Source organism: Limosilactobacillus sp. WILCCON 0051, assembly GCF_039955095.1.
In the GTDB taxonomy this organism is placed as follows: domain Bacteria; phylum Bacillota; class Bacilli; order Lactobacillales; family Lactobacillaceae; genus Limosilactobacillus; species Limosilactobacillus allomucosae.
The window spans coordinates 1,921,624-1,948,168 of sequence record NZ_CP154878.1; the positions used below are offsets into that span (position 1 = coordinate 1,921,624).

Below are 26,545 nucleotides of genomic sequence, written 5' to 3' on the forward strand. Positions count from 1 at the left end.
AGACCTCCTATATATGAGTTTCCTCAAGTATAGAAGGTCCGTGTGGCGGTTGGAATACGTGTTGTTATGGTGTGCTTACGATGAGATCTGTCGAGATTTGAATTTAGAGGAATCTCAGAGCACGCATAAAATTCCGAAGGAATTATGGCAAAAAGAAAAGGAGTGCCTCAATCCCCTAAACGATGACATCGATAGATACTTTAACAGCGTGCAGACTCGAAAAGTATCGAAAGATTCAATGATTATGTTCAGGAAGAATCAGTACTCCGTTGACCCTAAGTATATAGGAAAAACAGTTGAAATTAAACTAAGTCCCACCAATAAAAGTATCAAAATTTATTATATGGGAGTGGAAATTAGATCTCATAACCTAACCGATAAGCAATTCAACTATAACGAGGATGATTACAAAGCAATTTTAAAGACGGATCTTTTTAAGGACCGCTCAGAAGACGAGCTCAATAAGTATATGAGCGAGAATCTTAAAGCATACGATTGTCTGTAAGGAGTTGAATTTATGACAGACTATGAACAGCTTATCTCAAATTTAGCACAATTAAAATTAAACAATTTCAGTGAAAATTATCAAAATTATAGTACGGAGGTCGATCAACAGCGACTCAGTTTCGGTGAAGCATTATTAAAATTAACCGAAAGTGAGCTGCAATACCGACGTGATCAAGAAATCAAAAAGCGAATCCAGCAAGCAAAGTTTCCGATCGTCAAAAGGATTGATGAATTCGACTTTAACTTCCAGCCTTCAATCAATAAACAGGAGATTCTGGGGCTTAAATCGTTAGGCTTCTTAAACAATCACCAAAATATTTTACTAGTTGGCAGTCCAGGAGTCGGCAAAACGCACCTAGCGATTGGCTTAGGGCTGATAGCGTGTGAACATGGCTTTAAGACCCTATTTATCAATTGCCATGACCTTCTACTGGCTTTAAGAACGGCCGACAGTAAAGGAACTCTGGAAAGGCAGATGAAGAGATACTCAAATTACGAGCTGTTAATCATCGATGAGATTGGTTATTTACCGATGAAGCCAGATGATGCGAACTTATTGTTTCAACTCGTTAACAATCGGTATGAGCAGCATTCAACAATCATCACAACTAACGTACCACTATCTGGATGGGGAGAAATTCTACATAATCCGGCCGCGGCAGAAACCATTTTGGATCGCCTGGTCTATAAGTCACATATCATTAAAATTGCAGGCAAGTCATATAGATTGAAATCGGCGACTAACCATAAATCGCCATCTTAAACTGCCATAATTGTACATTTTCAAATTGCCATTTTTGTACAATTTTTAATTGCCCTTGACACTTGCTGCAAACAAGCTTTCTAATCCTTATTTTGCGTCATTTTTTTCCAAGCGATAAATCGTCATGAAGTAATCAACCATTGTTTTGACTACCGCATACAGTGGCACGCATAAAATCATCCCTAGTAACCCGGCGATATTGCCAGCGGCCAACAGTAAAATGATAATCGTCAATGGATGGATTTGCAGGCTCTTGCCAATAATATTTGGATAGATGATATTACCATCAATCTGTTGAACGACGATCACTACCACAATAACCCAGATGATTTTCTGCGGATCAACTGCCAAAGCAACGATTAAAGCCGGTGCAATGCCAATATATGGCCCGATATAAGGAATGATATTGGTGATCCCAGCTACCAGGCCTAAAACGATTGCCATTGGTTCGCCAATGATCAGATAGCCAATACAGGTACCAATTCCAACACAGATACATTCAATCATCTGTCCAGAGATGTATGAAGAAAGCGTCTTATTCATCTGATGCAGCAGTTCCGTAACCTCTTTGGCATGCTTTTCAGAAAAGAATCGCTGAATGTTTGGTACAAAGCGATCGCCATCTTTCAGCATATAAAAAAGCATGACTGGCACGGTTACGATCACGACCACTGCACTGGTAATCGTGCCGATGATTGAGCCAACGCTGCTGGTTAGACCCGCCAACAGCTTTTCAGCGTATTTGGTAATCTGCTTGTTGAATTGCTGATAATAGTCTGCCAGGTCGATCTTGCGAATCCATTCATGTTTTTGAGAAGCTTGCGCGAGCCAATGCTGCATGTCGTTGGTAGCACTTGGTAGCCAGTGAATCATTTGATTAAGTTCCTTGATCATTGGTGGAATTAAAACTGCGAGACTACCAACAATCAGCAGCAAGAGTCCCAAGACGATCACTATGCTGGCGATCCCACGTTTCATCTGCCATTTGCCTAAGCGAATCTTCATTAATAGGCGAAAGGCCGGACTCGTCATGTAATATAAAAAGATTGAAACGATCAGTGGTACAAAGATTACTGATATGAAGACGATGATGGGATGAAACAGAAAGTCCAGTTTAGTACAAACCCAAATTAAAGTCGCGACAATTAATAGTTCTGCTGACCAAAACAGTAGACTTTTTCGTTTTATCATTATTTCTTTTCCTTAATAATATAGATTGGTCGTTGCTTGACCTGCATGTAGACACGACCAATGTACTTGCCGAGAATTCCAATGCATAACAATTGAAGTCCCCCGAATAGCAGGATGATACAGATCAATGAAGCCCAACCAAAGACACTGCTGCTTGGTTCCACAATTCGTCGGATAATAACAAACAACAGGCCAATAATTGAAAGTATGAATGAAGTCGTTCCTAACCATACCGCAATCGAAAGTGGTGCCTGTGAAAAATCGGTAATCCCGTCCATTGCATATTTGAACAATTTCCAAGTTGACCAGTCAGTTTCACCGGCCACTCGTTCAACGTTATGATAGTCCAGATATTTGGTCTTAAATCCGACCCAACTGAAGATGCCTTTTGAAAAGCGGTTATATTCTTTTAATGATAAAACGGCATCAACCATTTGCCGTGTCATCATCCGGTAGTCGCGTGCACCGGGAACGATGTTGGTTTGTGAGATACGATTAATGACGTGATAAAACTGATCGCTTAAAAACGACTTGAATTTGGCTTCGCCAGTACGATCGACACGACGCGTTCCGATACAGTCATATTCGCCCGTTTGGAGCAATTCATACATTTGTGGCAAAAATTCTGGCGGGTCTTGTAAATCAACGTCCATTACCACGACGTAATCGCCAGTGGCTGCTTGTAATCCAGCGTATAATCCGGCTTCTTTACCAAAGTTACGTGAAAAAGAAACGTAATGGACGCGCTCTGGATTTTGTTCGTGTAGTTTGCGCATTTCGGCTAGTGAGTTATCTGACGAACCGTCATTGACAAACCAATATTCAATTTGTAAATCGTTCATTTGGTTGACGACTTTTTCTACGGCTGGGTAGAATAATGGAATTGACTCTTCTTCGTTGTAGCAAGGAACTACAATTGATAATTTTGACATTTTAAGAAGTCCCTTCTTAAATTATTAATAAAATAGTACATCATGAAATTTAAGAAATCCATGATGTACTATCTCATTAGTTTTTATTAATTAGTTAGACGATACTTGTGACGGAGTAATGCTATAGGTTACAGTCTGCCCATTAATCATGCCTGTTGCCGTCCAATTTCCATCAGAGTTTTGATTCATAGTAAAACCGTCAACATCATCAGCAGTTGGCATCCCGGATACTGATTGACCACTTAAACCGGCTTTTTCTCTTTCAACACTGACGTGTTCTTTAAGCATAGCCTTTGCATCGGCAGCTGTCATCTTTGCGGTACTTTGACTACTTGATGATGAAGACGCACTCGAAGAGCTGGATGATGAACTGCTACTAGAAGATTCAGCAACGTTGCTTTCTTTTGATGATGAAGTTGAAGAACTTAAGTTATCGGATGAATCACTATTTTTATCCAGTAATTCATTCACATTTTCAATATTTTTCTGTAAAGACTTAGTTAGTTGATCTTTTGAAAAGACATAGGAAGCTTCTGAAGACTTAACAGTTACCTTCTTTGCAGTATTAGTAACCGTATATTGTTCTTGATTGTCACTTATTCTTCGTCTTAAATTATTATTAGTAGTTATCTGTACTGATTGATTTCCAGTATTAGTACCCTCTTTTTTTGCGCTCTTAAGATATGCCATCATTGCATATTGAGCTTCTGAATATTTTTTATCTTGAGATTTAGCAGATGATGATCCAGATGTTTTTGCTGATACGCTAGCTGATTTACTTGAACTGCTGGTAGAAACGGTTTGTTTGCTTCCACAAGCAGTTAAGGATAGCATTAACCCAAAAGTTGCAACAGTGGCCAATACTTTCTTAAAATGCATTTTTATAATCTCCTTTAATTTAACGGACAATTTCATAATCGAATTATACTAGTATTGATAACAGCAATCAATAATAAAAAGCACTGGCAGACTCTTCCGTCATGCCAATGCCTAATAAATTTAACGAAGCGTACCAGCAAACGATGGCATAAAGTATGAGTTAATGTAGCCAACTTTTACGTATTCACCAGGTTGCGGTGCGTGAACGTATTTTCCATTGCCAATGTAGATTGCGACATGATATGATGCACCTGCATTACCCCAGAAAAGCAGATCGCCAGGCTGTGCTTGGCTTACCGCCTTACGGGCAGTTAAGTAGCCCTCTTGAGCAATTGTGTTATGAGGAAGGTTTAAGCCTCGTACCTGTGACATCACATATTTAACCAAACCGGAACAATCCATGCATTGCAATGAATCACCACCCCAAACATAAGGAATATTCATTGTGGTAAGTTTCAAAGCCAATTGTACGATTGCATCATTAACAGAGGTCAAAACACCATCACTGGCTGCTTTATATGCAACTCCATTGACGGTAATATTAGTGTTCTTTACTAAGGCACCATTACCATCAAAGTAATACTGGTTCCCCCAGTTACTATAAAGACTGTTATCTAAACGTGCACCATCACTTTGGAAGTAATACGTATTGCCCCAGTTGTTGTAGAATCCGTTATCCAAACGTGCACCATCGCCTTGGAAGTAGTATGTGTGGCCCCAATTGTTGTAGAATCCGTTATCCAAACGTGCACCATCGCCTTGGAAGTAGTATGTGTGGCCCCAATTGTTGTAGAATCCATTATCCAAACGTGCACCATCGCCTTGGAAGTAGTACGTATGGCCCCAGTTACTATAAAAACCATTGTCTAAACGTGCACCATCATTTTGGAAGTAGTACATATGACCCCAGTTACTGTAGAAGTAGTTCTTGGCCATTGTACCATTAGCGGTAAAGTAATAGGTGTTACCGTTCTGCGTCAAAAAATAATCCTTAACCGCTTGACCATTTTGATAATAGTAAGTATTGCCATTTTCGGTAACTAAACCATTCTTAACAGCTTGAGCAGACAATGTAGTCATTGCTACATCACTGTCAGCAACTTCTTTATTTACAGAGGAAGAAACAGACGCTACATTTTCAGCAGCTGAAGAGGCTTCTGCACTTGCAGCGGGTAAAGTTGCACTGCTATTTGATGAGGTACTCTGAGAAGCAGCCGGGGCATTACTTTGAGCACTCTCATTACTGCTTTCAGCAGCTGAACTAGCAACTGTTGAATTTACTCCACTCGCTTCGCTGACAGCAATAGTATCAGTAGTTGATAAAGCTACATCACTTGCACCAGATTGTTCGGCGACACTTTCACTTTGAATTTCCGTGCTTGTGGAAGCAACAGCTGTTGTTTGCACATCATTAACTGTATCAGCGTTAATATTTTGAGCATTAAACGCAGCAACGCCCAAAGCTACAGTTGTGGTGGCAATTGCCATACAACACCATTGTTTACCCTTCTTAAACAATTTAAAGTGTTTCTTTGCTTCCATAATCACACAAAAGTCCTTTCATGATTTTTTTAAAGATTTAATTTTCACTAATAATTTATTAACGATTATTACCTTACCATAAAAAATCCTATAATCGGGAATTTTCAGTTGATTGTTAATCAACAATAATCTTTGAAACGCTTCTGTAATAATTGTAAAAATAAAAGAAACGGCTTAAATCTTTCGGCAAAAGTCGTTTCTTCACAATTTATCAATTATAAACGGAAAGCAACTTGATCAAAACGAGTCAAATTATAAGTACTGATCATGTTTCTTAATGACGTCGTGTATGACGGATCTGTTGCATAACCATCTGCTCGAACTAAGTACGTTGCAGTATTGGAATCAGTCACTCCAATCAAATTACTATAACGGGAATTTTGAATGAAGAATAAGCTATGATCAGCAACACTCGCGTCATTGTCAGGATAAGCTCGGAAAGCAGCATTTACAGTAATGTAGCTTCCGTTAATATATTCAGCGGTTGCCATAGTTACGGATTGCCCATTATAGGACCCCTTAATACCAAATAAGTTATGGTATTGAGAAGCCAAAGTCGATTTACCCCAGCCACTTTCAAGGATTGCTTGAGCAAGTGTTAGTGATGGCAAAATTTTGTATTGAGTCCATCCACGAATTGCACCGTTTACGATACTACCAATAAATGAATTAGAATCAGAAAGAACACCATCTCCATCAAAGGTCAGATTACCAAAGCCAAGGTTAATCGTAGTATTGGTTACACGTGCTCCATCTGCACCAAAGTAATAAACTTTACCCCAGTTTGTATAAAAACTATTGTCTAGACGAACACCACCATCACCAAAGTAGTAGACGTTACCCCAATTGGTATAGAATCCATTATCTAAACGAGAACCATCTTTTTGGAAATAGTACGTATGACCCCAATTAGTGTAGAATCCATCATCTAGACGAACACCACCATCACCAAAGTAATACGTATGACCCCAATTATTATAGAAGCCGTCATCTAAACGAGAACCATCTTTTTGGAAATAGTACGTATGACCCCAGTTATTATAAAAACCATCATCTAAGCGAACGCCACCATCACCAAAGTAATACGTATGACCCCAGTTATTGTAGAAATTATTGTCCATCCGAGAGCCATCGCTTTGGAAGTAATACGTATGACCCCAGTTATTATAAAAATAATCTTTGGCCATTGTCCCATCGGATTTGAAATAATAGGTTTTACCATTAATGGTTGCAAAATAATTTTTTAATTGCTGACCATTTTGATAATAATAAGTATTGCCATTTTCAGTTACCAAACCATTCTTTTGTGCAGCAACAGCTAATGAAGTCATTGCTACAGTTTCAGTATCAGCTACTGCAGAACTAGCGGCTGAACTCTCAGAATCGTCTGAAACAGTAGAGGCCTCTTTTACAGCGGTATCAGAGTTTGTACTTGCTGATGCTGAACTAGTACTTTCGGCAATTTCTAACACGCTGGCTGCACTATCATTAGCTTTATTTGCAACAGAAGATTGACTGTTGGCATCATCTGCAACAGGTTGACTGATAATATTTGCAGATTCGCTCACAGCGCTAGTTATATTTTCTGTACTGGAAGCACTAGCCTGGTTTGTAATAGTTGTGCTTGACATTGCCGAAGCTGCACTCTCACTAGATGTAGCTGAACCAGAAGTGTTTGCACTGGCTGATGGAACTTCAGAAGTTGTTGATACTGCAGCGTTATCCGTTTCACCTGCCGTATCCGCATTAGCCGTTTGTGTTGCCATCACCGTTCCAGCAACAACCGCAACGGTCGTCAAAGCCATGCAGCACCACTTCTTGCCTTTCTTAAACATCTTATAGTGTTTCCGTACATCCATGATCTAAATATTCCTACCCTTCCGTTACTAAAGTTTTCTAAATTTTAATAGTTTTAATTTTTATTTTACGATAACACTGTTCATACTAACACATAATTATCTGTCAAGTGACTATTCATCGTTTTTGTTAAAGAACAATAATTTTTGCAATAACCTTGTAACTTTATCTTCTAATTTTCTTCATAAATTTAAAAAAACTCATATCCCTAAGGTCAATCAACTTTAGAGATATGAGTTATCTTATTTACTGCAGCAATGCATATTCATAATTAACCAACATAGTAAAATCCCACATACCATAACCAGTCCCAAAATTGGTCCAAGCGCGATTTGACCAGTAACTGTCTGGGTCAGTATGATCAGTACCGCCTAAATAGCGACTTACATCATGATGCGACCATAAAGTAGCACTCAAATCACCATCAGCAATTCTTGGATACATCCCATACTGTTTCATTTTATAGGCAGTGTAGTAGGCAGCATTTACAAGTTCTGCGGCGAAATTCCAACCTCCATATACTTCGACCTGTTCAAACTGAACAGCGCGGCCATTAGCTGGATAGGCTGCTCCCCATGCCTCATGGTCAGTATCAGAAATTTGAATAATGCTATTATTATCTACAAATGCGTGAACAAAGGCACTATTATAATGTGATTTTTCATAATTTATCTCACCCCAGATATTGTCATTAGGGTTTGCAGTTTCATGAACAACAATCATATTAGGCTTCCCATCGCTAGTGCCGGAATAAGTTCCCGTAATATTTTCAGGAATAGCATTGTAATATGTAATGCTTGCATGACCTATATGGTTATTAATAATGTATTGGTTTACCCCATTATCAAATTGGGGAGTTAAAACACCATCACTATTAGCCCAATATCTCGTTAAATTAACACTAACTTGCTTATTTTTTTGTAATGAGCCATCTGAACCAAAGTAGTAAAGATTCCCCCAATTATTGTAAAAGCTATTATCTAAACGAACTCCACCATTTCCAAAGTAATAAGTATTTCCCCAATTATTATAAAATCCATCATCTAAGCGAACGCCACCATCACCAAAGTAATACATATGACCCCAGTTACCATAGAATCCATCATCTAAGCGAACGCCACCATCACCAAAGTAGTAAGTATGACCCCAATTATTATAGAATCCATCATCTAAGCGAACGCCACCATCACCAAAGTAATACGTATGACCCCAGTTATTGTAGAAATTATTGTCCATCCGAGAGCCATCGCTTTGGAAGTAATACGTATGACCCCAGTTATTATAAAAATAATCTTTGGCCATTGTCCCATCGGATTTGAAATAATAGGTTTTACCATTAATGGTTGCAAAATAATTTTTTAATTGCTGACCATTTTGATAATAATAAGTATTGCCATTTTCAGTTACTAAGCCATCCTTTTGTGCAGCAACAGCTAATGAGGTCATTACTACATTTTCAGTATCAGCTACTGCAGAACTAGCAGCTGAACTTTCAGCATTGTCTGAAGCCGTAGAGGTCATTTTTACAGCGGTATCAGAGTTTGTGCTTACTGATGCTGAACTAGTACTTTCAGTAATTTCTAACTCACTGGCTGCACTATCATTAGCCGTACTTGCAACAGAAGATTGGCTGTTGGCATTATCTGCAACAGGTTGACTGATAATATTTGCAGATTCGCTCACAGCGCTAGTTATATTTTCTGTACTGGAAGCACTAGCCTGGTTTGTAATAGTTGTGCTTGACATTGCCGAAGCTGCACTCTCACTAGATGTAGCTGAACCAGAAGTGTTTGCACTGGCCGATGGAACTTCAGAAGTTGTTGATACTGCAGCATTGCCCGTTTCAACTGCTGTATCCGCATTAGCCGTTTGTGTTGCCATCACCGTTCCAGCAGCAACTGCAACGGTCATCAAGGCCATACAGCACCACTTCTTGCCCTTCTTAAACATTTTATAGTGTTTCCGCAAATCCATATTTTAAATCTTCCTACTCTTTCTCTACTAAAGTTCGCTAAATCTTTAATAATTTATAATTTTTATTACAATTTACATCAATGTTCATACTAACACACAAATAACCACCATTTGAATATTCATTATTTTTGTTAAAGAACTATAATTTTTGAAACAGACTTGTAATTTTAGCTTCAAGTTTTTTCTGCAAGGGCTTGTTATTAAATAGTAAGCATAACGCGTGTAGCAACACGTATTATACAATATAAGAGTTCCTTATAATTGTTGGAATATGTGTTATTCTTCTAATCACTTTCTTAACATGATTAATAAGATATCTAATTTTTCTCTTGTCTATTTACATTTGTAAATTTTTTTTGAAACTTGAAAGGGTATTGCCGATTATAATAAATATTTTTAAAAACTGGTAAAAATCTAAATAAAATAATCGCTATTACTGTTATTGAAATTCGATATAGTATCAGAACCATATTACCTATAGTTGGTACACTTGCAAATTCTCTAGTGATATAAAAACTGCTCATTGTATGATTTAAGTCGAGAATATGTGCACATAATACAATTAATGAGTCTTTTCCATAAATTGCAATTAATGTCATAACTCTGTGCCAACCATTTACATCAGTAATTTTTTCTAAGCCATAGCAAATCCCCATAATCGCATAAGAACCACCGCAAGCGCCAATAACAGCTATTATAGGATTATCTGCATATGCTCGATTCAACCAAAATGCACCGAATTTGCTTGAAAAGAACCATATTATCAAACCTAATATAGAAAAAATAATCATGTGTCGTTTTATAAAATAATTTCTATGAATTAAAGCCCCTATCCATAAAAAGAAGGTCCCAATAAATGCAGCATTTAGAGACCATGGCAAAATAATAGTAGCATTATCTTTGGTAATTAAAAAACCTAAAGCACAAATTAATAACGTAATAACACCGACAATATAAAAACCTTGTTTATATTTGCCTATTGTCTTCATCAGGAAATTATAAATTATAGAACTAAAGAAAAGCGCTGGTAAAAACCATATTGCACCGATTGAAGGCATATGAAAACCAGTCATTAACATATTCGTATTCGTACCAACAGCAAAAAATATCTTTGCTAACATTTCTTTAGTACTACCACCACTAATCAATCCACCATATCTCCAAAAATTGTTTACAAATTCACTAATCAAAAGCATTAAAACCCCAGTAAATAGATACGGGAGAATTAGATTGTAAAATAACTTATATAGCTGCTTTGCATATGGCTGGACCCTAAAAAGATAACCAGACAGAATAAAAAATAGCGGTACGTTAACAGCATAAATCATATTATACGTAAATTCTGAAAAAGCATTTGGAATATGTCCAATTATTATTAGTAACATCCCAATAGCTCTTGCCAAATCAATCCATAAAATTCTTTTTTTAATCATAATTCACCAATCTCATTTACCGCTTGATCCAAACGTTCAAAGTATTCTGGGTCCTCAAACTTTTTTACACTTTTATGAACTAAATCAGCAGAAAAAATATTTTCTTTTAATAAATGCATTTTATCTACCAAATCAGACGTGCTATCACTTCTATAGACAAAGCCATTTACTTTCTCAATTAGTACATCTTCATAACCACTAAAATCAGCAACCAAGCAAGGAATTCCTCGTTCCATAGCTTCAATCATTACCATAGGCAATCCTTCATATTTTGAAGTTAGAGCTAAGGCATTGGGATGAATCTCATTTATTATCTTTTTCCAAGGATTTTTCTGCCAACCATGAAAAGTACACTTCTCAGTAATTTTTAATTTTTCTATATAATTAAAAACTTCCCCATTGCTGTTATCTGCTCCAAATAAATCAACATGTATTTCTTTAGGATATTTGCTAACTCCATCGAAAAGCTCAATTAAATTCTTTTGTCCATGCAGCATAATTTTCCCAACATATACCAGCCTAAGCATCGAAGACTGATTAGAAATATTAAGTGAACCATTATATTGACTAACTGGATTTAAAATTAAATAGATTTTGCTCTCTGGAATCCCTAAATCCATAAGCTGGTGTTTAATAGGGGTACTTATTGCCCAATGTCGGTCAGCTAATTTAATATTTTTGGGATCAAATATATCTTGATTAATCAAAGAATAATGTATCCATGAAACAATAGGCCATTTTTTTAAAAATATTTTTCTAACAAAAGCAGCTAATTTAATAATAGTTGCACCAAGAATAACAAAGCATTCATCATTTTTAGCAGATAAAAAAGTTTTTAAAAGCAATGTCATTTTATCAAATTTGGTATTTCTCTTAACTTCCTTAATAAGGATATCAGGATTCATTTGACTTAACCATACACGATTTTCCGGTATGCTAGTTAAATAGAGCTTTATTTGATTATTTTTTGATAAATGATTTAAAGCTTTAACTAAAACTGTTTCAGTACCACCATTTCCAGATAGCTCTGGGCAAACAAAATTCAATTTCATAATAAATTATCTCCTATTCAGCATTACCTTTGCTTGCTCAATCACTGGCGCATGCAATACAAATAAACAGGCTACATAAACAACTGCTCCTAAGGCAACCTGAATCATCAAATTTATAATCGTCATTTGCATAATTTGATCTAATCGGTAAACAACAAAATACATTAAAATCCCACTGATTAAATAACGCCACAAAGAAGCAAATAACTGTCGCCGCCGTATGGTTGTACGTACACAATATAATTGAACAAATGTTACAGCAAGCTCAGAAATAACCGTGGCAACAGCTGCCCCTTCAGCTCCCCATCCTTGAATCAAAAATAAATTAGCAATAATATTTATGACAGCTCCAACTGTCACAGATAGCGTATATTCGTTAACACGATTAACAGGCATTAGATATTGCGTTCCAGTAACATTACTCCAAGCAATAAATAAGATAATTGGCGATTCGAGAAAAATCAAACGTCCAGTCTGAACGTACTCCCCTCCTAGAAACCAGGGAGCAAATTTAGCTGAAATTGCCATCAAACCAAACATCATTGGTACTGACAATGCAGTAACGAAATCGAATGAATTATAGAGACTCTTGCGAACTGCTTTAATGTCACCATTCGCAAATTTATTAGCCACATGGGGTAGCATAACTGTCCCTGTTGCAGTTACTACAGACAGAACTAATTTAACGATTTTATCTCCATAGTCAAATTGGCCTAACGCTTCTTGCGATGACATATGCCCCAACATCAAACGATTTACGACAACATACACTTGAGTCGTAATAGTTGGGATAAATAATAACAATGATGGGTACAAATGTTGAAAAGGATGCCATTCTTTTATTGCTACCCATTCAATACTGCCTTTTAAATATGGCCATAAAGTCAAATTACCGCCCACTTGAGCAAGCCCTAATAATAGGATATATTTCCAAAGATCCCCTGGTTCTTTGACTAAGGCAAAAATCAAACCAATTGATATCAATTTTACGATGGTATTCCGTGTAACCGTCTTTTTAAAATCTTCCATTCCCATGAAATACCATGAGACATCTAATCCTGTTGCTACAATCCATAATGACTGTAGCAAGAAGTATTTTCGGAATGTCGTACTAAACAAGAAGATAGCCAACAAGAAGGCAAAGAATGCCATAGTTGATGTAATCAATTGCATGAACTCAATGCCCCAAAAGATTCTGGAACGTTCATGTTTATCATCACGGTGGTAAGCAACCTCTCGATTACCATATAAAGTAATCCCTAATTGACCAATTAAATAAAAAAAGGTTACCCAACTATTCGTGTATGAATTGATACCGCTGCCATGCGCTCCTAGGACCCGCGATACATAGGGGGTTGTGATTAAAGGAGCTAACATTAACAGAATTTGGTAGCCCGCATTATACAGATAGTTTTTGATAACCTTCATGATCTACTTGTCAAACTCCTCAGCCACGGTCGTTAAGGCCGCCTTGATTACTTGATCCATGTTGTAGTACTTGTATTGACCCAGACGACCACCAAAAATAACGTTTGGTGCCTTTTGTCCGGCCAATTCCGTGTATTGCTGGTAAAGAGCATTATTACGTTGGTTGTTAACTGGATAGTATGGTTCATCGCCTCGTTTCCAGTCAGCTGGGTACTCACGCGTAATGATCGTCTTGCCTTCATCGCCCTTACCGAATTCAAAGTGCTTGTGCTCAATAATTCGCGTGTATGGCGTTTCGGCATCGGTGTAATTAACCACGGCATTACCTTGGTAGTTGTCTTCATCAAGCTCTTCAGTCTCAAAGTGTAAGCTGCGGTATTCCAACTCACCCAATTCATAGTTGAAGAATTGATCGATCATCCCAGTAAAGACGATCTTAGGGAAGTTTGCCAGATATTCATCTTGTTGATCAAAGAAGTCAACCCCCAGTTCAACATCGATCAAATCACTGGCCAGCATCTTTTCAACGATCTGCGTGTAGCCGCCCATTGGAATGCCTTGGTACAGATCATTGAAGTAGTTGTTGTCATAAGTCAATCGAACTGGCAGACGCCGAATGATAAAAGCCGGCAGTTCAGTTGCCTTTTGCCCCCACTGCTTTTCGGTGTAGCCCTTAATCAGCTTTTCATAGATATCGCGACCGATCAGAGAAATAGCCTGTTCTTCTAGGTTCTGAGGCTCTTTGCCATCCATTTCAGCTCGCTGCTCATTGATCTTAGCCATTGCTTCTTTAGGTGTTCGAACGCCCCACATCTTATTAAAGGTGTTCATGTTGAATGGCAGGTTGTACATTTCCCCTTTGTAGTTGGCTACTGGAGAATTCGTGTAGCGGTTGAATTCCGCAAACTGATTAACGTATTCCCAGATTGCCTTATCCGAAGTATGGAAAATGTGGGCACCATATTCATGTACCTGGATGCCATCAACTTTCTTAGTATAGATGTTGCCAGCAATATGGCTGCGTTTCTCAATCACCTTAACGCGCTTGCCACGCTTAGCTGCTTCGTAAGCAAAAGTGGCTCCAAATAAGCCGGCACCTACTACTAAATAATCATAGCTATTCATTTTTATCCTCTTTTCTCAGAAGTTTGAATTCGTAACAAAATAATCAATAGCCAATTTTAACAGAAATTATCAAATTAAAAAAGGCCTTCCATGTTTAAGAAAACCTTTAGTATAACTAAAACCGATTTTTCTGATCCAATAGGCTGATTAGTTTATCAGAGACTGGACGTTCAACCTTTCTCCCCCACCAATAATCTCCTTTAATAATTTTTTCATAATACTTTTCATCCAAAATTGCTGGTTGAATACCAGGATTCCTCACCATTTCAATAAAATGATGGATATTTTTATCGATTCTATCTCTATATGGAGAATTGCATAGTATGCTCTGCATCCATATCTCATCAGAACAGAAACTAGTTGAAAAAATCTTTTCTAAATTAGGATGACCTTCATAATATTCAATAGTATATTCTAGAGCATCCCTAGGAACATCAACCCATTCTTGCCCCGCATAGATATCATTTTCATCTACACCATACTTTTTAAGTTTATTAACACGTCCCAGTGTCTGAACGAGTAATAAAAAGCGATGATAAATTTTTCCAAAAGTAGTTCGTCGATTAATTTGATCATAATTGAAATAATATTTTACCCACCAAATTTCTGGTTCCCCAGATTTTCGCATGTCAATCGCACGCCAGTAGTTCATGTATATCTTATTAGTATGTTCAAAAAAATCATAAATTTTTTGGGGTGCTTTCATTGGCCAATCCTGACCAGATATTAGATGAAAGTATTTATTTTTAGGATTCTCTAAAGCTAATTTCATTAAATCAATAGTAGCCCGTACAATACTATAACTTCCCCATTTGACATCATATTTCGAAAAAAAGTTAACATTTAATTTCTTCAAACTAAGCTCTTGTTTTTCACTGAGACTAACCTTTTTATCAAAATGGATATACACATTGAAGCAAGAGCTCAATCGTTGTGAAAGCTCGATAACCTGGTCAATATTCTTATGTGCCAAAATTAATACAGCTTGCATCTATTACACCACTTTCGAGTTAATTATTGACTCCCTTGGTAATTCCAAAATGATTAGTAATCCGACGAATCAATGCTTTCCTATCCAAATCATCTGATTTAAAAACAGTAAGATACTTTACTTTATATTCAGAATGTTTCTTCAGCCAAACATTCAACAGACGTTCACTTAGAAATCCATAAAGTCGCTTTTGATAATCAGTATATCCTGACATATCAGTTCTCTTTTCAACTTCAAACAATATATCGAACAACCACTTACAGTACTCATCCATTTTATTCTTGCTTGCATAAAACATATTGTATGGAGACATCCAAGATGAAGAATGCATTACTTCATCAAAAGCTGCAACATAATCCGGATATTTTTCTGAGATAACATCTCGGGTATGTTGCATATCTAAAATATTATTATCCTTTGCAAACTGATTCCATAAATCGCCACCACCTTCGTTTTCAGGATGTGCTACGATCCAGTCATATTCAGTCAGCAAATCATCTAATTTATCAGTGCTGATAGGTTTAACTTTATTTCCCATTATAAGTAAATAAAGGTACATTGCATTACGGCCACCAATACTACGCTCATAAAAATAGCGTCGATAATGTGCAAGTCCTACATTCTCAGAAGCTGAATTTTTCCAAATCCAATATAACCCCGTTAACTCACAGTAGTATGGATTTTTATCTGAGATGTTTTCAAGAGTATTATCGGCCAAGTAATTATCAGGATTGGCATTAGAGTTAGCACCAACCATCATTGGAAGATAGCCACTAGGAAGCTTATCAGCATATTTAAATGGCTTGTGCGTTATTACATAGACAGTCATTATAATTCTCCAAAACTAAATCAATTTCTTCCAAGTATCAACAGCAAAAGCCACAATCATTCCAAAAAGTAGTCCTAAGGCACTACCAATAACAACATACTTTTTTGTAGAAGGCGTGGTCTTAGATACGACACTGCTTTCTGTAGCCTTAGGATAGACGTGAACGTTGCCAGCACCTGGTTGCATTTTCGGAATTTCTAACTTTGCTGCATCTGTTGCTGCGTTAACAATAGCAACTGCATCTTTTGCAGAATTTCCATGAGCCTTAATGCTGATTACCAACGATTCTGGATGAGTTTCAGAATTAATTGAGGCAGCAATTTGATTCCGTGTATATTCCTTACGCATCTTCTTAGACAATAGTTTATATGCTTTATTGGTTACTTCGCGTCCATTAATCATATCTGAGTACGTAGAGGTCATTGATAGATCAGCATTAACTACATCATTTTTTTTATTAGCATTACTGAAGTTATGGCTTACAACAACACTTCTTTCAGCAGTATAGGTTGTTGAACGTTTATGTTTAGCTAGTAAACCAAAAGCTCCACCACCCAATATAGTAAAAATAATAATTACTAATAAATTTTTTACAATGATTTTTGATAAATCCTGCATACTATAATTTTTGCTTTTCATCAATTCTTTCCTCCAAAGCTTTATCCATTCCTACTTCAGCAAGAAGTGCCAATAGAAATGGATTATATGTTAATTCTAATAAATGTTGTTCAACCATGCAGCTAATGGATACGATAAATAAAATAGCTGGAAGAGCATATTTTCTCACTGCGGTTTCACGAATAGAAATCGTCATAAAAATTCCTACCATCACGACCGCAATAACTAACCCATAGATCATGATTAAACGCATGTATGAAGAATCAATATAAAAATATTCTCCGTTATGTTGGCTAAAAATTTTCATCCCTGCATTTCCACCATACCCATGCTCAACGACTTTTTGGCCCCAAAATGTAATCGGATATCTCCAAAAAGCCATGTTTCCATATGAAAGCCTCCCTGATAATAAATGGTCTACCATATAGAATATATGGTTTGTATTATCAAAAAGATACGTTGAGAAAATAGTAATTACAGCTAACAAAGGAGTGCTGGTCCAATAGAAGGACGCAATTAATTTTGCAATAGGTCTATTTTCAGACTCAGCATGCTTTGCAACCCATAAAACAGCAATTGTCAATATTAAACAGATAAAACTCAATCGAGCATTAGTAACCAGCATAGCTACCAACGCAATTACAAAGTAGGTAAAGTAATATCTAATATTAAGTGACCTATAGTTTAAATATGCATGTGCAAGGACTAAATACAATACATGCGCTGCAAAATCTGTAGGATAGATTATACCCAGGGCATATCTAGGTGCCCGACCCTTTGCAATGAAAACCATATTTTTAATTATTCCGGTTAATGAAAATAACATCACCATTACTAACATCGTAATACCTAACCAGAAATACCATTTTATGATTTTTTGAAAGGATATTCCTCTAGCACCTAGGATGAAAGCCATCATAACAATAATTAAATTTGATCCCGACATTCGCCAAGATATCGCTGCCAATCCCAACCCAATTGTTGCTATTAATAATGATTTAAGTTGTTGATTATCAAAAATATATATTTTAACAACCAACAATCCTACCACTAAATACGAAACTAGATTAAAAGGGCGTGCCCCAACGTATGGATTAAATGTTGTATTTCGAATAAAAGAAAAGAAAAAATACAGTACAAACGCAATAAAGAAAAGTACCTCGCCATTTAATTGCGTTTTCCAAACCTGTTTGATTCTTAGCGACAGATCAGACATTTTTTCTCTCCTTAAAAACTATAATTATTCACTATATCCCGTAATCTTACGTTTCAAAAACTTGCCACCCTTTACCAGCCAGTTTTGCTTTTCCATAAAGACATAGTTGACTTCGACGGTCTTATATTCAGGATGACACTCCAACCACACATCGAGTAGTAGTTCACTTAAAAAGCCATATACTCGTTTTTCATAGTCAGAATAGCTTGTAATATCTGTTCGTTTTTCAACCTCGGATAATACGTCAAACATCCAAGTACAATATTCATCAAGTGGTTTACGCTTCATGATAAACATATTAAACATATGTGCCCATGTACGTTTCATTACTTTTTCGAAGGCAGGCACATACTGAGGATACTTTTCATGAATTACCTGTCGCATGATTTCAAATGGCTCATGATGATGTGCATGCAAATAATGTGATTCATTGGTTTCAATATAATAGTTTCGCTTAGGAGGCAAGATAATATCGTTATCTTTTAATAAGTCTTGGACTTGGGATTCACTTAATACTGAGTCCAATGACTTTTTATGATTTAAGCTCAGATAACGTCGATAATGAACCAATCCCATTGCATCCAAATCTTGTAAGTTTTTCCATCCCCAGTAAATGGCGGTTAATTCATTATATGTTGGATTTTTTGAAGAAATATTATCGCCGGTGTTATCCCCTTGAAAAGTACGATTTACATCAGGATGAAGATCTTTCCCAACAAATACAGGCAAATACAGTGGATCCGTAGGCATTTGGTAATTTTTGTGTGCTGCTACCAGTACTTTTACTTCCATTAATTTTTTAACTCCTTAGTAAGCCCCATTAGGGATAATCATAACTTTTACAGTTTCAAACATAATTTTTAGATCAAGCCAAACCGAGCGATTTTGAATGTAGGTTAGATCTAAATGGACCATTTCATCAAAGTCGACATCATTACGACCACCAACTTGCCACATACCGGTGCAACCAGGTACGACCATTAAACGTTGCTTATCATAATCTGTATATTGCTCAACCTCAGAAAGTAATGGTGGCCGCGGTCCAACAATACTCATCGAGCCACCAATTACATTGATCAACTGAGGTAGTTCATCTAGACTGTATTTCCGAATAAAACGACCCACTCGCGTAATTCGTGGATCGTTCTTCATTTTAAACATCGCACCTTCAACTTCATTTTGGTTTTTTAGACGAGCCAATAATTTATCGGCATTACTAATCATTGATCGAAATTTAATAATTTGGAAAGTTTTTCCGTTTTTCCCGACTCGTGTTTGGGTATAAAAAACAGGCCCATTAGGATCATCAATTTTAATAGCAATTGCTAAGATTAAAAATAATGGACTTAGTAAAACTAAAGCGATTGCTGAGGCAACAACATCAAAAATACGTTTAACCATTCGATAAGCATACTGATGTTTAAGCTTCTCTCCATCAATCTTTATATTTTTTTCTACCATTTGCATATTTCTCTCTATTATCATTTAGTCAATAAACATATCTTTAGTATGATACCAGTATTTTTAAGTATTTGAAAGACATTTTAAAACTACTGACGTTTTCAAGCGTTCTCATGCTCATTCAGCCAACGCTCAACCTCATCCAGGTCAAAGCCTTTTCGATACAGAGCCTGCTTAACCTTAAGCCGTCTTTCATAATCCGTCTGCGCGCGTTTCTCATAGCGTCGCCAAGCCTTTGCCGCTTCTTTGGCCAACAGTTCGTCTTCCTGCTCAAGATCAGGCTGCGGCGTCACCGTGTCCTTGATCTCATTGAACAGATCAGCCGCATAGCCATTCGTTGCCAATCCCTGCCGCACCTTTTCAGCCTGGCGACGTGCTGGCAGCTTGTTATAGCGTTTAAACAGCTTTTTGGCCAGCTTGGTCGCATTCTCCAGCTGCCGCTCCGGTGTAAACTGCGCCAGGGCACTGTCGATATCCAATTCACCGATCTGCTTTTGCCGCAGTTTTTGCCGAATCACCTGGGGCCCTTTCAGTTCAGTATTCATCACCGTGCGTACGTAGCTGGCCGCGTACTCGTGATCATCTAAAAGATGGAGCCCGCGCAGCTTTTGCATCACCGGTTCAATATCTTCAGCCGGGGTCTTGAGCTGACGCATCTTCTCATAGACGTCATGTTCAGTTCGCAGCTGGTGAGCCAGATAGTCCAGCATTTTATTATAGGTCTTGGCAATCTCATCATCATTAGAGATCTGGGCCAGCTGTGCTTGATCGAGTTCCATCCCCTTCATGAGCCGGTACTTGATCAAGACGCTTTCAGCTACGGCAAACGCATACTTGCCATCAAGATAGATATTATAGCGGCCAGGACGTTTTTGTGCTTCAATTTTTGAAATTTTCGCCATTTCTTAAAAACTTCCTCACTCTAACCAAATATAAGTCCAACTGTTCAAAGCGCCAGCAGATCCTTCCCTGCCAGCGTTTTTGTTTTTATTTATGCTCATCATAATGGTAGCGGTCGTTAAACTCGCGATGCCGCATCTTGCGCACGTACTGCCAAAGATGCTTCTTTTCCTTGATCTCGCCATCATGAGCATCCTGCAGCGTGGCATTGATGGTGGCACCGATCATGATCACCATCCCGGACAGATCCAGCCAGATCATCAGCACGATAAACGCCCCAATCGTTTTATAGGACGTAATGTTATGGGCAAAAATCATCGTGTAATAGGAAAAGACGCGGGAAAGTCCCATCCATAAAAGATCCGCAATCAAAGCGCCCGGAATCACGTAGCGCAGCTTGACCAAGGCATTGGGAACAAAGTAGTACAGCAGCGTTAAGAGCACAAACAGCGCCCAGAAAGTAACCGGCCACTTGATCGACCTGAAGAACGTGACGTATTTGGTACTAAAGCCCAAGATCGGCTGCAGGCTGCTCAAGGTCTGTTCGCCAAGCCCATATAAAATCACCAGCGTCGTCACGATAAGCAAGATGACCAGCATCCAAAGAAACGACACGGCGCGGTTGATGATCGGATTTTGATTTTCCGCGACCCCATAGGCATGATTGACGCTGCGCTGAAAAGCCGCGATCCCCAGGCTGGTGGACCATAATGCCACGATCGCACCCAAAGTCAACGTGCCGCCGTTCCCATGCTGCAGAAAGTCATAGATGATCGGTCTTAAAAAGTCATACACTGATTCTGGAATCGCCGTCTGCAGATAGTCCAAGACGGTTTTAGCATTCAGCCCCATCATTGGCAGCAGGTTACCGACCACGATGATCGCCGGAAAAACCGACAGCAGCGAGTAGTAGGCCAAGACCGCCGCTGACGCTGAAACCTGTGCCATGGTGAAGTGCTTAATAAAAAGCAGCACGAAATTTTTTATTTTATTCGGCTTTTTGTCCATGGTTAACCTGCCTTGTTCAGAAATAATGTTTTTAATGATGACTAGCCGGAAATCCCGTGACTTTAGTCATGGGATGGATAGGTCTATCTCATCGTGTATTCATTCGCTAATATTTCGGTACTGCACCAGTTATTGTGATGAGTAATCATCATGATTTTTGACAATGCTGTTTGCTTGTATTTCCCAATGATTACATAGTTGCCAAGACAATCCTTGATATAACAAGAGTTTCCTGTGAATCCACTAATGTAGCCTTTTTTCTGGCTGTTCTTGATACGAACGTAATCGTTCAGCCAAAAGCCTTTAGCGAACTTGGTATTCTTAGCATTGCGCTTGCTGGTGCAGTTGGGCTCCTTCCGTCCTTTACGAGCAGTCGCCTCGTGCAGAGAACGTTTCTTCTTGCGAAACTGCTTGAACATCACAACACTCGTTGGCTTTTCAGTGATTCTTTGAATACTGCTGATCGTAACGGCATCGTTGAAATGCGACTTTTCCAAGCCAAGACCAGCTCTTTGCAAAGTTGTTTGCGCACCGTATTGAAATTCAGCGTCTGGAAAAGCACGCCATAATCGGTGCCTTAAAATATTCATGAAGGTTGCACCCTTCAAGGATTTTGTTACCTTCTTTTTAGCCTTATACCATTTATGCAAAATACCACCTGGCTCGTGATTCTTATACGTATGGCAGTCGGCACAAACGGTAATTAAATTGGATGGCACGTTAGTTCCGCCTTGAGAACGGTAAATAATATGATGAATTTTTAGCTTGCCACCCTTTTTCTTGCAGACTTGGCACTTGTACTCATCACGAGCCAAGACGTACTGTTTGATCGTCTGATAGCCGTACAGATCGCCATATTGATAGCCTATGCCTTGAATATTTGGGTCTTTCATCTTCTGCATGTCGAATTTGCCAACCTCAATGTGCAAGGCAGGGTTAGGCAAAACTGCTAAAAAGCGATTGATCCAGCTGATATTGTGCTGACACTTGCTGGCAACCGATGGCGGCAGCCAACCGTTCTTTTTAGTTTTAATCCTGTTTAGAAAGCGCGCTTTACGATAACGAGTCTTACGGTTCCGACGACTGCACCGATACGTTCGCCGTGTATCAAGCAGCTTTTTAACGTCTTGGCGCAGTTCAACTTCACCTTGAAACAAAACCTTAGCTTGACTCGTAACCGCTATACCAATATGGCGCTGACCACTGTCAATCCCTAAACTGACTGGTTGCTTATAGCCAGTCGAGCCATACAACAATTGAATCGTAAACGGTTCTTTCTTAATCGGCTTAGCCTTGCCCTGCGCCAATAGTTTGCGCGCTGTTCGAGGCTTGCAGGGCATTAGAGCTTCGCCATGCTGATTAATGACAAAAACTCGATTCTGCATAATCACAGTTACTCCTTTCTGAATATAAGGTAGTATTGACCTTATCACGTACCTATCCGGAGCAGATAAGTCCGTGTTGTTACCCTTCGACAATGTTATGCGTGCTTGTCTTTCTCAAAGAGAACGACCAACGCGGTTGACTGTCGCATTAACCTTACGACTGTTTACAGAGCCGCCACAGAGCGGGGGACTAGAGTATCATCCCGAGGTGTGATAACACGCATAACGTAGTTATGAAAACTAAGTCTAGTCAACCAGGCTTGCAGTTAATACCACAAGCCACCTACTTTAGTAGGTGGTTACTATTGACTTTTATCAGATTATCAGCGCAGTGCGATAACGCAATATCAAAAAACATTATATCACGAAATAAAAACGCCCCTCTTATATTGAGGAGCGTGCGTTCACCCGGTTTGCGCGGGGATTGTCCAGCTATTTCATCATGCCGTTTTTCAGCAGGTACTGATGACCAGTCGTCAAATCGTATTGAACCAACTGATAGTCGTGCCAGAGCTGCCGCTGTTTTTTAGTCAGCTTGGCTTTGGCAACGACTTTTCCTTGCTGGTTGATAAACTGCGCGGTGGAATTATAAGTATTGGTAGTGCTTTGACTAGTATCCATCGCGGCGGCCGGCAATTTTTGCCAAACATCCGTCAATAATGCCAGATAAGGCGTCACCTTTGAGTTGGTCTGGGCTGCGGCCATAGCAATAAAGTCGTTTGGTACGACATAGCCGGTGCTCTTGGTCAGATTCTTGGCGCCCTGCTTTCTAGCGGCGCGGTTGGAATAGATAAAGTAGTCGGTCTCATGCATCTTTAGTCCATCCTTAGCCATGTCGTTTTGGTAGATGCCAGGCAGATGATCACCATAAAAGACTACCGTGACGGGCTTATTCAACCGATCAATCTGCTTAATAAACTTGGCTGCTGCTTGATCGGTATAGTGGACGCCCATTGCAAACTGCTCTACTTGGTCGGTTGATGTCCCGTTTTTGGTACTGGCATGATAATAGTCGGCGCCATCATAATAATGCTGATCATAAGGGAAATGGTTCTGCATCGTTACGAGATTGACAAACAGACCATTGCCATTCTGCTTTAGCTGATCCAGCGTATTCGCATATGAGGTCGCGTCCGAAAGATACTGACTGCGGCCGATTTTGGACTGATGCTTAATTGAATACTTGCTGCCCAGGTACATAAAGCGATCAAAACCGAACTTCTGATAGACCGCAATCCGACTGTAAAAGACGCCGACATATGGATGAATGGCCACTGACGTCTTAAACAGCTGGTTGATCGACCAGGCCTGATTCTGAAACGGTACTAACTGTGTATATGGCGTTGGCAGGGTTGGCGAAAAATTGCAGAGTGCCAGACCAGTCAGCGTCATGTATTCCATATTGGCCGTCCCGCCGCCATAGCCCGAACTGATCATCAAGCCGCTGGTGTTGTTTTTCTTCAATCGCTCAATGTTAGGCATCGGATCATGCGCCAGCTTGATGCCGGGCACGCGACGTGGATCTGAAAAACTCTCACTTAAATTAAAGATAATATTTTGCTTGGATAGATCATTCGTCCGCGTTTGATTGATTCGTTGCGCCTCTTTTTGATAGTGCTTGGCAATCTTTGCCATTTCAGCCTTGGAATATCCACTAGGCTGATTCATCACCTTAACGTCAAGATTATTCATAAACTGAATCAGCGGACCATTGATACGGGCACCGGTCAATTGATTGTAAAACATTGCCTGATCGCCCATCCCAGTCATAAAGGCATTAACTGCCGATCCTTGATTGTTCCAAAACAGACTGCTGCCAAATGCCATCACGGTCACGACCAGCCAGCCGATTTTTGCCGGCAGCTTGATTTTAGCAACTGGATAACGTTTTTCCAGGCGAACGACGATCATGACCAAAAGCAACGCCACAATCGCGGCCACGACCCAGATCCAGCCCTTGACCATCTTAAACAGACTGCCGTATGCCTGATACATTCTGACCTCAGATGGCAGAATCGGCTCGTCGCGCGCAGCAATCTTAATTCGGTTGGCAACAATCATCAGCATCACCAAGGCCGTGGTCGTTCCCAAAGCTGCCCAGTAGCGATTGAACAATGCCTGCAGCGTCTTAGCGATCAAGCCGTACAGAATCGTTGTCAAAAGCAGCATGTTTTGGCAGGCAAAAACGGTATAGATCAACAGATTATAAGATGCATCAGCGTTGGGCTCAAGCCGCCAGCTGCTGTTCATCAATAAAAACGAGGCGACAGCCAGCACATAACAGCTGCCCCATAACAGAACCGTGCTCCAGTTTCGATGCCACCACTGCTTAAACCATGGCCAGCATTGACCAAGACTGGTTGGCAGAGTCGCGACCCAGTTGTTCAAGCGTCGCATCAAGCCGGTTCGTTCCAGCAGCCATTTGCCACCCCAGCGCAGCAGCCCGCCCGCGATAATAACGATGACCGCACTTGCCAATAAAAGCCCCATTTTGGCAATCAAATTTTCAAAATGCCCAGCCGCCAAACCGATAAAATGCTGTTCAAGCAATGGCTGTTGGGCAATCGCCACCGTTCCCAGCGTAATCCAGTATGCCTCGTTATGCCGATCGCTGACTACTGACTCAACCTCATCAGCTAAATAGCCAGGCATGCTCAAAGCCAGACTCAGCAGCAGCGCCACGATGATCAGGCAGAAATTGTTCAAACTGGCAATCCGGCTGGCCGTTGACATGTCATTATGCAGCATGATTGAGATCTTAGGCATAATCATCGCCATCACACCGGTTGCCGCCAACAGACCGCCAGCAGCCAAGAGCAGCCTGCGCTTTGAATGCGGTCGCCACTCGGCAGTCATCGCGCCCAATGATAAAATCAGCAGCGTGCTTAAAATCGTATTGCCGCTGCCCAATCCCCAGAGGTCGCGATTATAGACCGTTGTCGTCAAAAACAGCAGCAGAATCGCCAAAATCAGGCCCATTCGCTGATTTAACTTGAGGTCAACCAGCCAGCGACTGCTTACCCCCCCCAGGATGAAAGCGGTTGCCAGCGGCATGGCGTTGCGCGTAATCGGCATGACGGCATCTAAAAGACTGCTGAACTGGAAACTTTTCTTCCAAAACAAATCCAGCCAGACTGCCAAGATGCCAATGGTCACCATCAACAGCCAGCTGCTGACGACACGGACTTTAGCCAATCGCAGCCGCGTCATCATCTTGCCCAGCAGCATCAAAATCAAAAGTTCACTAACGATCAAAACAACGTGAATCAGCTGCAGAATCATCATGTGGGTATTATTTTCCTGATAGCCGACAAATGGCAGCCGACTATCCCACATCCACAGATTCATCACTAATAAAATACTGGCTAAGCCAATTAAAGTTCTTCGTATCGCTTTACTCATCTTGCACCCATTATAAATAAAAGACGTGGTGGATCTTGGCAGCAAACCAAGG

Annotated in this window: 22 protein-coding genes; 2 read left to right on the forward strand and 20 right to left on the reverse strand. The window is 39.5% G+C overall.

The window, feature by feature from the left end; all coding sequences use genetic code 11:
- The first annotated feature begins 13 nt into the window (after positions 1 to 13).
- Both ABC765_RS11030 and istB read left to right on the forward strand, forming a co-directional pair.
- Positions 14 to 505, forward strand: coding sequence for a Mu transposase C-terminal domain-containing protein (locus tag ABC765_RS11030; protein ID WP_376752304.1), 492 nt, complete (start codon positions 14 to 16; stop codon positions 503 to 505).
- A 12-nt stretch (positions 506 to 517) separates the two neighbouring features.
- Entirely contained in the window at positions 518 to 1,270 is a 753-nt protein-coding gene (gene istB, locus ABC765_RS08915) for an IS21-like element helper ATPase IstB (protein ID WP_347963826.1), read from the forward strand.
- Between the two features lie 87 nt (positions 1,271 to 1,357).
- Here the strand turns inward: istB and ABC765_RS08920 are convergent, their stop codons facing one another.
- The 20 genes from ABC765_RS08920 to ABC765_RS09015 all read right to left on the reverse strand — a co-directional run bounded on the left by ABC765_RS08920 (position 1,358) and on the right by ABC765_RS09015 (position 26,493).
- Complete coding sequence (locus tag ABC765_RS08920; protein ID WP_347980283.1) at positions 1,358 to 2,461, reverse strand: AI-2E family transporter; 1,104 nt, start codon at positions 2,459 to 2,461, stop codon at positions 1,358 to 1,360.
- Positions 2,461 to 3,393, reverse strand: coding sequence for a glycosyltransferase family 2 protein (locus ABC765_RS08925; RefSeq protein WP_347980284.1), 933 nt, complete (start codon positions 3,391 to 3,393; stop codon positions 2,461 to 2,463). Before ABC765_RS08925 ends, ABC765_RS08920 begins: the two co-directional genes overlap by 1 nt.
- Before the next feature lie 90 nt (positions 3,394 to 3,483).
- Positions 3,484 to 4,272, reverse strand: coding sequence for a hypothetical protein (locus ABC765_RS08930; protein WP_347980285.1), 789 nt, complete (start codon positions 4,270 to 4,272; stop codon positions 3,484 to 3,486).
- Positions 4,273 to 4,392: 120 nt separating this feature from the next.
- Positions 4,393 to 5,814: an NlpC/P60 family protein gene (locus tag ABC765_RS08935; RefSeq protein ID WP_347980946.1), complete on the reverse strand. Its 1,422-nt coding sequence runs from the start codon at positions 5,812 to 5,814 to the stop codon at positions 4,393 to 4,395.
- 215 nt (positions 5,815 to 6,029) lie between these two features.
- Positions 6,030 to 7,673: a glucosaminidase domain-containing protein gene (locus tag ABC765_RS08940; protein ID WP_347980286.1), complete on the reverse strand. Its 1,644-nt coding sequence runs from the start codon at positions 7,671 to 7,673 to the stop codon at positions 6,030 to 6,032.
- 244 nt (positions 7,674 to 7,917) lie between these two features.
- Positions 7,918 to 9,645, reverse strand: a complete 1,728-nt coding sequence (locus ABC765_RS08945) for an N-acetylmuramoyl-L-alanine amidase (protein ID WP_347980287.1) — start codon at positions 9,643 to 9,645, stop codon at positions 7,918 to 7,920.
- A gap of 317 nt (positions 9,646 to 9,962) precedes the next feature.
- Positions 9,963 to 11,078 carry an acyltransferase family protein gene (locus ABC765_RS08950; RefSeq protein WP_347980288.1) on the reverse strand — a complete coding sequence of 372 codons (1,116 nt, stop codon included), beginning with the start codon at positions 11,076 to 11,078 and terminating at the stop codon, positions 9,963 to 9,965.
- Positions 11,075 to 12,130 (reverse strand): glycosyltransferase, encoded by a 1,056-nt coding sequence (locus tag ABC765_RS08955; protein ID WP_347980289.1) that lies wholly within the window; start codon positions 12,128 to 12,130, stop codon positions 11,075 to 11,077. The genes ABC765_RS08950 and ABC765_RS08955 overlap by 4 nt, the downstream gene beginning before the upstream one ends.
- 6 nt (positions 12,131 to 12,136) lie before the next feature.
- Positions 12,137 to 13,558, reverse strand: a complete 1,422-nt coding sequence (locus ABC765_RS08960; protein WP_347980290.1) for a flippase — start codon at positions 13,556 to 13,558, stop codon at positions 12,137 to 12,139.
- A 3-nt stretch (positions 13,559 to 13,561) separates the two neighbouring features.
- Entirely contained in the window at positions 13,562 to 14,683 is a 1,122-nt protein-coding gene (glf, locus tag ABC765_RS08965; protein ID WP_347980291.1) for a UDP-galactopyranose mutase, read from the reverse strand.
- A gap of 115 nt (positions 14,684 to 14,798) precedes the next feature.
- A complete protein-coding gene (locus tag ABC765_RS08970; protein WP_347980292.1) occupies positions 14,799 to 15,674 on the reverse strand; it encodes a beta-1,6-N-acetylglucosaminyltransferase in 876 nt (291 codons plus the stop codon).
- A 19-nt stretch (positions 15,675 to 15,693) separates the two neighbouring features.
- Positions 15,694 to 16,503, reverse strand: a complete 810-nt coding sequence (locus tag ABC765_RS08975; protein WP_347980293.1) for a DUF4422 domain-containing protein — start codon at positions 16,501 to 16,503, stop codon at positions 15,694 to 15,696.
- Positions 16,504 to 16,518: 15 nt separating this feature from the next.
- Positions 16,519 to 17,142, reverse strand: coding sequence for a lipopolysaccharide biosynthesis protein (locus ABC765_RS08980; protein ID WP_347980294.1), 624 nt, complete (start codon positions 17,140 to 17,142; stop codon positions 16,519 to 16,521).
- A complete protein-coding gene (locus tag ABC765_RS08985) occupies positions 17,123 to 18,337 on the reverse strand; it encodes a polymerase (RefSeq protein WP_347980295.1) in 1,215 nt (404 codons plus the stop codon). Before ABC765_RS08985 ends, ABC765_RS08980 begins: the two co-directional genes overlap by 20 nt.
- Positions 18,338 to 18,361: 24 nt before the next feature.
- The gene (locus ABC765_RS08990; RefSeq protein WP_347980296.1) at positions 18,362 to 19,129 is read right to left on the reverse strand and encodes a DUF4422 domain-containing protein; all 768 of its coding nucleotides are present in this window, start codon (positions 19,127 to 19,129) and stop codon (positions 18,362 to 18,364) included.
- A 15-nt stretch (positions 19,130 to 19,144) separates the two neighbouring features.
- Positions 19,145 to 19,804 (reverse strand): sugar transferase, encoded by a 660-nt coding sequence (locus tag ABC765_RS08995; RefSeq protein ID WP_376752305.1) that lies wholly within the window; start codon positions 19,802 to 19,804, stop codon positions 19,145 to 19,147.
- Positions 19,805 to 19,899: 95 nt separating this feature from the next.
- Positions 19,900 to 20,700 (reverse strand): recombination regulator RecX, encoded by an 801-nt coding sequence (gene recX / locus ABC765_RS09000; RefSeq protein WP_347980298.1) that lies wholly within the window; start codon positions 20,698 to 20,700, stop codon positions 19,900 to 19,902.
- 85 nt (positions 20,701 to 20,785) lie between these two features.
- Entirely contained in the window at positions 20,786 to 21,706 is a 921-nt protein-coding gene (locus ABC765_RS09005) for a YihY/virulence factor BrkB family protein (RefSeq protein ID WP_270362438.1), read from the reverse strand.
- 83 nt (positions 21,707 to 21,789) lie between these two features.
- Complete coding sequence (iscB, locus tag ABC765_RS09010; protein ID WP_347980299.1) at positions 21,790 to 23,091, reverse strand: RNA-guided endonuclease IscB; 1,302 nt, start codon at positions 23,089 to 23,091, stop codon at positions 21,790 to 21,792.
- Positions 23,092 to 23,523: 432 nt separating this feature from the next.
- Positions 23,524 to 26,493, reverse strand: coding sequence for an LTA synthase family protein (locus ABC765_RS09015; protein ID WP_347980300.1), 2,970 nt, complete (start codon positions 26,491 to 26,493; stop codon positions 23,524 to 23,526).
- Between the last annotated feature and the right edge of the window lie 52 nt (positions 26,494 to 26,545).